The organism is Pseudoalteromonas sp. S3178 (genome assembly GCF_005886985.1).
GTDB classification, from domain to species: domain Bacteria; phylum Pseudomonadota; class Gammaproteobacteria; order Enterobacterales; family Alteromonadaceae; genus Pseudoalteromonas; species Pseudoalteromonas carrageenovora.
The window spans coordinates 23153-29690 of the sequence record NZ_PNCW01000069.1 but is presented as its reverse complement, the minus strand read 5'-3'; the positions used below and the strand labels follow the sequence as shown (position 1 = coordinate 29690).

Sequence of the window (6538 nt, the reverse complement as noted above, 5' to 3'; positions counted from 1 at the left end):
TTATCGGGGTCAGATCAGATAACTGATAGCTGACAGCTAATAACTGACAGCTGATAGCTAAAAACGCCCTTAAATTTTCTCTAATACATATTCAGCGCGACTCACTTCAAACTCTTTTCCTGGCTCGACAAATAGTCCTGTTACTTCAGCATTATCAACAATCATTGCGTAACGGCTAGAGCGAATACCACCAAAACCGGCAGTATCTTTATCAAGGCCTAGTGCTTTAGTAAAGCTTGCATCTCCATCTGCAAGTAATGAAATTTCTTCTGCGTTTTGCGATTCACCCCACGCTTTCATCACAAATGCATCATTTACTGATACGCAGTAAATAGCATCGACACCTTTAGCTTTTATTTTATCAGCAAGAGTAATAAATTCAGGTAAGTGAGCATTAGAACACGTTGGTGTAAAAGCGCCAGGCACTGCAAATAGCACCACCTTTTTACCATCAAATAAATCTTTATTAGTTAGTGTTTGCATACCGTCATTAGTTAACTGTGTTAATGCCACTTCTGGTAATTTTTGGCCTTGCTCAATCATGATAAATCCTTATTGGTGTTGATATAATATACGGTTACAGCATATAGCATTTACCAAACAGATGTTATAAAAAACAGTTTTCAGTAAAACAAAGCCTATTATTTTTTTGCATATCTAAAGCGCAGCGCCCTCTAATATCTTTGTAAATAAATTACTTTATCAGGGTCAGATCAAACAACTGACAACTGATAGCTGACAACTAACAACTGATATCTGATATCTGATATCTGATATCTAATAACTAACAACTGACAGCTGACAGCTGGCAACTCAAAACTACTGCCTATAAACGCTTTTTCCTTTCTTACTAACGTATTTATTGCTAACCTCGCATTAACGTTTTTACTATCATAAAATTTGCTAACGGAATAATTATGCTCAAAAAAATATCACTGTTTATAGGGATGGCAATCAGTGCAAACGCAGTTGCCAAAGGTGGTGTATCACCTTACTTACCTTTAAACCAAGCACCTGAACTTGAGCACCAAGTACAACGGCTTTTAGCCGTAAGTAAAAACACTCATATAATGAGTAAACCCTATAAAGCACACGATATTTACAACGTGCTACAAACTATTAGGCACACTTACCCAGAGTTATATCAAACACTTTCATACCAACTTAGCCCTTACATTCAAAGCGATGCTGGTGCATTTGCAAAAGTGACTGTTGCTGCAGGTACAAAAGACAAAACACTACCAAACCAACGCGGGCAAACCACTAAAACCAACTTAATTGTTGAAGGCGGCGCATACGCCAATTTTGGCCGCCATTTTGGTGTAAGCGTGGCAGGTATAGCTAATGAAGACGAAATACTGCCAACGCAAAGCTTTATATATTTAGGTTACAAATACGCGCAATTAGATATTGGTTACCGCGAGCATTGGTATTCACCGTTTGAAGACAGCGCTATGCTGCTAAGCACACAAGCTAAAACAACGCCTTCTATAACGCTTAGTAACGTAGAGCCAATAACCAGCTTTAATATTCGATACGACATGTTTATAAGCCAAATGACCGAGCAAAGCGGCATATTAAAAGAGGGTAAACAAACAGGTGTAGATAGAGTTTACGAACCAGGTAAGCCGTACTTATTCGGTTTACACACAAGCTTTGCAGCTACTGATAACCTAACCATTGGTTTAAGCCGCTTAATGCAATTTGGGGGCGGCCCGCGCAGTGTAACCCTAACAGACTTTGCTGAAGGCTTTTTTAGCCCAGGCAGTAAAGACAACATAGGCCGAGAAGATGCTGATGAACTTGGAGAAAACTACGAACTAGGCGATCAGTTAGGCTCTATTACCTTTGAATACAATAACAGTATTTATTCAATGCCGTATGAGTTTTATGGTGAAGTTGCACTTGAAGATACCTTAGGTGGTTCACGTAATAACGCCTACAGCTTTGGCTTATATTTACCTTTTATTGCAAGTAACCACAGCTTGCGCTTTGAACACAGTAATTGGCAAAAGCTTTGGTACGCAAATGGTATTTATTTAGACGGAAACCGTAACTCGGGTAATGTTATTGGCCACTGGGCTGGTGATGAGCACGACTACACCGACTACACGCCAGCCAAATCAATGAGCGTAAACTGGCATTGGCAATTAAGCCCTATAGAAACACTTAATACCACTGTTCGCTCACTTGAAAATAAAAACAGTGGTTATAAAACGGGCTACGAGCTACAAACAGCATATACACGTAAATTAAGTAAACCAATAATGGGCGCTAAAAGTTGGGGTGCAGAGCTTTATCAAGGAAAGGATGTGTACGGAGAAACGTTTGCTCGCTTAGGTGTTTTTGCTAACTTTTAAAACTTATAAGCAATACAGCACTATGCTAATAAAATTATAATTTATTAAAAAGTCTTCTAAGTAAATGTTTACTTAGAAGACTCAAAAACTTTTACTTTTTAATCACTACCAAATAAATCTCGTGTGTACACTTTATCTGCAATATCACTTAGCTCTTCAACCATACGGTTAGAAACCACAACATCAGATATTTGTTTAAACTCGTTTAAGTCTTTAATCACACGCGAATGATAAAACTCATTTTCTTCAAGTACTGGTTCAAAAACAACAACTTCAATGCCTTTAGCTTTAATGCGTTTCATAATGCCTTGAATAGCTGATGCTCTAAAGTTATCAGAGCCAGTTTTCATTACTAAGCGGTACACCCCAACTATTTTAGGGCTGCGTTTAATAATTGAGTCAGCAATAAAATCTTTACGAGTAGTATTAGCATCCACAATGGCACCAATAATATTATTTGGCACATCTTGGTAATTTGCACGTAGTTGCTTTGTATCTTTTGGTAAACAGTAGCCACCATAACCAAACGACGGATTATTATAATGACTCCCAATGCGAGGGTCTAAGCCTACGCCTTGTATAATTTGCTTGCTGTTTAAACCGTGCGCTTCAGCGTAGCTATCAAGCTCATTAAAGTAAGCAACTCGCATTGCAAGGTAAGTGTTAGAAAACAACTTAATTGCTTCAGCTTCTGTTGAGTCAGTAAATAGCACTTCAACATCTTGCTTAATAGCGCCTTGCTTAAGTAAGTTAGCAAATACAGTAGCGCGTTCACTTTGCTCACCAACCACAATGCGTGATGGATGTAAGTTATCGTAAAGGGCTTTACCTTCACGTAAAAATTCTGGTGAAAATATTAAGTTTTCAGCGTTAAGCTGCTGTTTAATATCGGCTGTAAAGCCTACAGGTATAGTCGATTTAATCACCATAACTGCATTAGGGTTATGCGCTATTGCATCTTTAATTACTGCTTCAACCGAGCTGGTATTAAAGTAGTTATTTTCTACGTCGTAATCGGTAGGGGTCGCTATAATTACATAATCTGCATTTTTATAAGCCGCTACTTTATCGGTAGTTGCTGTAAAATTTAGGTCACTGCGCGTTAAAAACTCACTAATTTCAGTATCAACAATCGGTGATTTTTTATCGTTTAAAAGTGCAATTTTTTGCTCATCAATATCCAGTGCAACAACTTCATTGTGCTGCGATAAAAGCATAGCGTTTGAAAGGCCTACATAGCCAGTACCAACTACGGCGATTTTCATATTATTCCTTTAGGTATAAAAGTTTTTTATTATTTTACCAGAGCTAGGCGCTAAAACGAATAAACAATAAATTTAATTAAAATAGCTATAAGTAAAAAAACCCACACTTAATTAAGTGTGGGTTTTTTATTATAAGTTAACTACATTGCCTTTAACGGTTTGCTCGTCACCTTGAGCAATTTGAGTCATAAAAGCAGTAAAGTCTTTACCTAATTTTTCATCACGCATTGAGTATTCAACAATGGCCTTTAAGTAACCCAGTTTATCGCCACAATCGTGTGAGCGACCACTCATATGAAACGCTTCAACGGTTTCTTGTGTCATTAACGCATCAATAGAATCGGTTAGCTGTATTTCGCCACCAGCACCCACTGGTGTTTTAGCTAATAATGGCCAAATATTTTTACTTAATACATAACGGCCAACTACTGCAAGGTTTGAAGGCGCTACGTCAGCATCTGGTTTTTCAACCATTGTTTTAATTGCAGCACTGTTACCAGGTGTTAATTGCACGCCATTAATATCAGCAATACCGTATTTACTTACGTCCTCTTGGGCTACCGGCTCAAGCATAATTTGGCTAGCTTTGGTCTCGTTAAAACGCTTGATCATAGCAGCTAAGTTTTCAGTTTTTTGATCGGCCGTATAAGCATCCAATATTACATCTGGTAGCAATACAATAAAGTTGTCATCGCCAACAATAGGTTTTGCACATAAAATAGCGTGCCCTAAGCCTTTGGCTTCGCCTTGGCGAACGCTCATTACTGTTACATCAGCCGGGCAAATAGAGCGAACCTCTTCAAGCAGCGCACGTTTAACACGTTTTTCAAGCGTAGCTTCAAGCTCGTAGCTTGTGTCAAAGTGGTTTTCAATCGCGTTTTTAGAGCTATGCGTTACAAGCACTATGTCTTTAATACCCGCAGCTACACATTCGCCAACAATGTACTGAATAAGCGGCTTATCAACAATTGGTAGCATTTCTTTAGGAATAGCTTTAGTCATTGGCAACATACGTGTTCCAAGGCCCGCAACAGGGATAACAGCTTTCATATTTAGTCCTTTATTTAAAATAATAATTTATAATTTGATCTTAACTTACCAACAGTAAAGTAGATATAACCTGAATGTAATTAATAACGTGTTTATTAAATAATAAATGAGCCCCAAGGCTATGCGAATAATTTAACACCGAGTCGCCCTTAGCCCGTTGCTCGTCGCCCACGGTCCGTCGCTCGTCGCCCTTAGCCCGCTGCCCGCTGCTCGTTACTCATTGCCCGTCGCCCATCGCCCAAAGCTATCACCCGTAGGCGTGAAGCTTGCTCGCGCAATAAGCGAAGCTTACATTTTTACAACACCGCGCCAGCAAGCAAGACGCCTACAAGTAATTTTAACACCGAGCCGCTCGTTGTTCGTTACTACCTAACATTTCTACTTATAATAACCTACAAGCTCTTCAACAAAGCTTTCAACTTGCGATTTAGGTAATTCGTTTATGCCTGCGGCAGCGGCACGGCCTCCACCTGTGGCAAATTTACTACAAATATCAACGGCACCTTGCTTATTGTTAAGCGGAGCTCTTACGCTTACTAAGTAACTGTCTTTATTATTAAAGGTAAACACTGCATGTGCTTTATTTGGCGATTGGTTAGCTAAATCATTACCTAACACACCACTTACTCGGCGGGCCCAGGCTGCATCCTCTAACAAAATAACCTTGGCTGTATCGCAATCATGTACAACCTGTGCATTAGCAGCTTTTTCCATATCGGCTTTGTAGGCTAGCTCAAGAGTGTAATAAACCGATTTCTTATCGTTTATTGCATCAAATGGAGATTTATACTGTAAAAGCAGTTCATATAACTCTTCTGGTGCAAAGTGCAAATCAGCCACTTCACTTCCGTAGCCGTTATAATTGATATATGTACCAAATGCTTTTAATTGTGATTTTTGTAAATCAGTTAAATTTAGTTTATCAGCTTCGCTATCTGCCTTTGCAAACAAATTATCGCCGTAGGCAGCAGTAATAGCCCATAAGTGAAATTGCTTATCAATTAAATCGCTTACAATTAAGCTTGTGCACATATTTGCATCTAAATCGATATGAGCAAATAAATTAGCATGAGCAGGTATGTCTCCCGCTTTATGATGATCTACATACATTACACGAGCTCCCGCACTTAATGCGTCATGCAGCTCCGACATGTTTTTTTCCATTGAAATATCTAATACTCGAATACAATCACCCTCTTGCGGGATGATTTTTTTCATTAATTGAATATCTCTTTTCACCCCAGTAACCTTTACAGTATCCGTAGGGTTAGCCAGTTGAAGCTGTAATAGAGCGATAATGCCATCCGCATCACCGTTAAAAATATCGTATTTCATAATGTTCTCAAATATCCAAATGTAAAAAATTTACCATAATCCGTATTTTACCCATCGATTTTAACCGGGCACTCACCGCTCTAAACCCTCACCCCGTAGGCGCGAAGCTTACATTTTAAACCAACGCGCCAGCAAGCAAGACGCCTACAAGTAATTTTAACACCGAGCAGCTCATCGCCCGTTGCTCATCGCTCGTCGCTCGTTGCCCAAACCTGTCACCCATCGCCACACCTGTCACCCGTAGGCGTGAAGCTTGCTCACGCAAGAAGCGAAGCTTCCATTTTTACAACATCGCGCCAGCAAGCAAGGCGCCTACAAGTAAATTTAACACCGAGCCGCTCGTTACTCGTAGCTCGTCGCCCTTTGCTCATCGCCCATTGCTCGTCGCCCGTCGCCCAAACCTGTCACCCGTAGGCGTGAAGCTTGCTCGCGCAAGAAGCGAAGCTTCCATTTTTACAACATCGCGCCAGCAAGCAAGGCGCCTACAAGTAAATTTAACACCGAGCCGCCCGTAGCTCATCGCCCGTC

5 protein-coding genes are annotated in these 6538 nt (G+C 40.0%); 1 reads left to right on the top strand and 4 read right to left on the bottom strand.

Annotation, left to right across the window (positions count from 1 at the left end):
• Window positions 1-69: 69 nt before the first annotated feature.
• Entirely contained in the window at window positions 70-543 is a 474-nt protein-coding gene (locus CWC11_RS17505) for a peroxiredoxin (protein ID WP_138683715.1), read from the bottom strand.
• Between the two features lie 374 nt (window positions 544-917).
• Here CWC11_RS17505 and CWC11_RS17500 point away from each other — a divergent pair, with 374 nt between their 5' ends.
• Window positions 918-2360 (top strand): capsule assembly Wzi family protein, encoded by a 1443-nt coding sequence (locus CWC11_RS17500; RefSeq protein WP_138683714.1) that lies wholly within the window; start codon window positions 918-920, stop codon window positions 2358-2360.
• A gap of 98 nt (window positions 2361-2458) precedes the next feature.
• Here the strand turns inward: CWC11_RS17500 and CWC11_RS17495 are convergent, their stop codons facing one another.
• The 3 genes from CWC11_RS17495 to CWC11_RS17485 all read right to left on the bottom strand — a co-directional run bounded on the left by CWC11_RS17495 (window position 2459) and on the right by CWC11_RS17485 (window position 6010).
• Window positions 2459-3625, bottom strand: coding sequence for a nucleotide sugar dehydrogenase (locus CWC11_RS17495; RefSeq protein WP_138683713.1), 1167 nt, complete (start codon window positions 3623-3625; stop codon window positions 2459-2461).
• Between the two features lie 129 nt (window positions 3626-3754).
• The gene (gene galU / locus CWC11_RS17490; protein ID WP_138683712.1) at window positions 3755-4675 is read right to left on the bottom strand and encodes a UTP--glucose-1-phosphate uridylyltransferase GalU; all 921 of its coding nucleotides are present in this window, start codon (window positions 4673-4675) and stop codon (window positions 3755-3757) included.
• A 378-nt stretch (window positions 4676-5053) separates the two neighbouring features.
• The gene (locus CWC11_RS17485) at window positions 5054-6010 is read right to left on the bottom strand and encodes a DHHA1 domain-containing protein (RefSeq protein ID WP_138683711.1); all 957 of its coding nucleotides are present in this window, start codon (window positions 6008-6010) and stop codon (window positions 5054-5056) included.
• Window positions 6011-6538: the final 528 nt, after the last annotated feature.